Consider the following 2841-nt stretch of genomic DNA (forward strand, 5'->3'; position numbering starts at 1 on the left):
CGATCGAGGCCGCCGATTGCGGTGGCGCCGCGATAGCCAACGACAGGACATATAGAGCCGCACCCATCATCCGCGTTACCCTCTGTCGTTCTCTGTGTTCAGTCTGACAGCATACCGTACTTACCGCTGGATCGGTGGGTACCGCCAGCTTCTTTGGAGGGTATGGTTCGCGCTGTAACCCCTGGATTGGGTCAGTCGCGACGGACGGAGTGTCCGCCGTTGGAATGTCTGGGAGCCGGTGGGAAGCGGACAAAACGGCACCGGCTAACGGAATTCGAAGCCGTCGTTGACCGACCGTTCGCGGACTATCATTGTACGTGAATGGTATCGTCTTCTGAGAGTGCAACAGGCTATCGTGCCTATACAACCAAGTTCGACCGTCAAGTTCGAGCAAACCAGATTGACACGGTGCTAGGGTCGTTACGACAAAGCCACCAGATCGCACTCGACGCCGCTTGGGAAGCATTACAAACGGACCTGCTGCCTTGGAGAACGAGCCTCCACTTGTTAGCAGCCGAAGCCTCATTGCGGATTAGATCAGCTTTGACCGACGGCGAGCGACACGACACAGTCGTTTCATTATTGTTCGATCAATCTGGGTCGATGCGCGGACAAAAAATGCTATTTGCGGCCGCGACGGCGGACGTCATGCAAGAGTTTCTACTAACGCTCGGGATGACGTGCGAGGTGCTGGGGTTCACCACATCTCAATGGCGCGGCGGACGGTCGCGGAACAGGTGGAACTGGCGGTTTCGCCCGAACAACCCGGGACGCCTAAATGACCTTTTGCACGTTGTTTATCAGGACGCCGGGGATCGCAGGGCAAGCACTGGTAAATGGGAATACCGTCAAATGTTACGGCCAGATTTGCCGAAAGAAAACATAGATGGTGAAGCAATACAATGGGCAGCCAAACGCTTGCTGACTTTACCGAATAAGCGTAAAATTTTGATCGTTTTGTCCGACGGCGCCCCTGTCGACGATGCAACGCTGACGGTAAATCCGCCCGATTATCTTGCCGAACACCTCTGTGAAGTTGTAGAAGATATGGTCGCCGATGGCAACATCCGGATTGCTGCTATGGGTATCGGCTACCAGACCCATCTGTTTTACCCAACGTCGAGCTACGTCGAGACCCCCAGCGAACTTGGGCCGGCGCTGATTGAATTGATCGAGCAAATGGTCACGAACTGACCCGACCGCTATGTACATTTTGAAAATTGCCAAGCGATTGGCAAGCATCCGCAATTTGGCGCGAGAGGACGTGGATATCGTGAGGGTACTGGGTGCTGCGATGGCCACCGAACCATCTGAAATCCGTTGACTTCATAACGCAACGGCGGACGGTGCGTCCGCCTCGTACAGTTCATAAGTATACGATTTTCTGACGTCAGCGTTAATCAATCCGTTGCAGGTTTGTCGGCAGAACCGAGGGTATGCTCTCGGCACGCCAAATCGAACTCGTCCAAGACAGCTTCGCTGCTGTCGTTCCGCTCACCAACGAAGCGGCTGCCGAATTTTACCGACGTCTGTTCGAATTATCGCCCGATACCCGCGCGCTGTTCCGCAACGACATGACGGAGCAAGGCCGCAAGCTTTTCCTCACTTTGGCCACGGTGGTCGATGCGCTGGACCGGCTCGACACCATCGTGCCGATCGCCCGCGAACTCGCTATTCGGCATATCGGTTATGGTGCCAAGGAGTCGCATTATGCCGCTGTTGGATCAGCGCTGATCGAGACGCTACGAGTTGGACTTGGTTCGGCGTTCGATCGCGATACCGAACAGGCGTGGTCTGCAGCCTATGAGATATTGTCCGGGACCATGCTCGCTGCGGTTCGAGAGCGAGCTTAGGCCACCAGCGCCAAGGTGCGGACGGCCATGCCGGAAAACGAAAAACAGCTGTGTAGCATCGCGACAAGGTTGCTCGACATTGCGGGCTGCGTCGCGTCCGAGGCCGAGAACGCGACCGCGATGATCCGCGGGGTGACGGAGCATGCGACGCGGATCGCATCGTTGGCCTCCGCCCTTCAGACCGCGGCCAACGAGGCCGAAGCGAGCGTTCGTCGCCAAGTGGCGGCGCTTGCCGAGGCGCGGACGCATCTCGCAGCAAAGAAGCCGATTATTGAACATCTCGCACAATCCGTGGAGGGTGTAGCGGCTATCAGCGCCAGCATTGCGCAAATTGCGGCGGAAAGCCGAATGCTTAGCCTGAACGCGCGGATCGAGGCGGCCCGTTCTGGCAGCGAAGGTGGAGCTTTCGCAGCGATCTCGGCCGAGATGTCGACGTTGACGACCCGTACGGCGCTAGCCAATGCATCGATAGGCGAACGCTCGTCGCTAATCGCCGAGAACGTCAGCGCGGCCGAAGACGTTGCAGCCGCGCACGGTGCGCTAGTGCAGGAACAGGATTTCCTCCTAGCCGGCTCCCTGCAAAGTGCCGGTCAGCAACGTCAGATTGCATCGGAGCTTGCGGAAATCACCGCTGATACGGCCGGGACGGTAGATCGCGCCGCCGCGGCAATCGGACGGGTTGGTGCCAACGCAGTTGCCGCGAAAGTTCTGGCACGGCAGATATCGAAGCTGGCAAGCGCTCAAGGGAACGTAGGGAAAGCCTCTAAACAGTAGGCCGCCGACCGCCCGTATCCCGATACCCAGGCGGGTATGGGTATCGAGCGGGTATCGCCGCACGTTAGACCGGCGAAAACCTAACTTTTCGCAGGTTTCGATTACCGGCGACGGAGCGTACGTCCGCCGCCTGAGTGTCTGAACAGCCCCCAGCGGGTGGTCCGGCATGTTAGTTAGTGCATTGTCGTCTCCGCCGCCATTGCCGGGCGTAGGT

3 protein-coding genes are annotated in these 2841 nt (G+C 58.0%); all 3 read left to right on the plus strand.

What is annotated here, in order from left to right:
* Positions 1–321 precede the first annotated feature (321 nt).
* Positions 322–1194: a cobaltochelatase CobT-related protein gene (locus tag ACTHQV_RS19140; protein ID WP_440492308.1), complete on the plus strand. Its 873-nt coding sequence runs from the start codon at positions 322–324 to the stop codon at positions 1192–1194.
* 242 nt (positions 1195–1436) lie between these two features.
* Entirely contained in the window at positions 1437–1853 is a 417-nt protein-coding gene (locus ACTHQV_RS19145) for a globin family protein (RefSeq protein WP_440492309.1), read from the plus strand.
* A 27-nt stretch (positions 1854–1880) separates the two neighbouring features.
* Positions 1881–2627, plus strand: a complete 747-nt coding sequence (locus tag ACTHQV_RS19150; protein WP_440492310.1) for a hypothetical protein — start codon at positions 1881–1883, stop codon at positions 2625–2627.
* Positions 2628–2841 lie beyond the last annotated feature (214 nt).

The organism is Sphingomonas sp. SAFR-052, assembly GCF_051965015.1.
Lineage (GTDB): Bacteria > Pseudomonadota > Alphaproteobacteria > Sphingomonadales > Sphingomonadaceae > Sphingomonas.

Excerpts from the sequence above, each read along its gene's own strand:
- ACTHQV_RS19140 (WP_440492308.1), top strand. The coding sequence starts at position 322 with ATGGTATCGTCTTCTGAGAGTGCAACAGGCTATCGTGCCTATACAACC.
- ACTHQV_RS19145 (WP_440492309.1), top strand. The coding sequence starts at position 1,437 with ATGCTCTCGGCACGCCAAATCGAACTCGTCCAAGACAGCTTCGCTGCT.
- ACTHQV_RS19150 (WP_440492310.1), top strand. The coding sequence starts at position 1,881 with ATGCCGGAAAACGAAAAACAGCTGTGTAGCATCGCGACAAGGTTGCTC.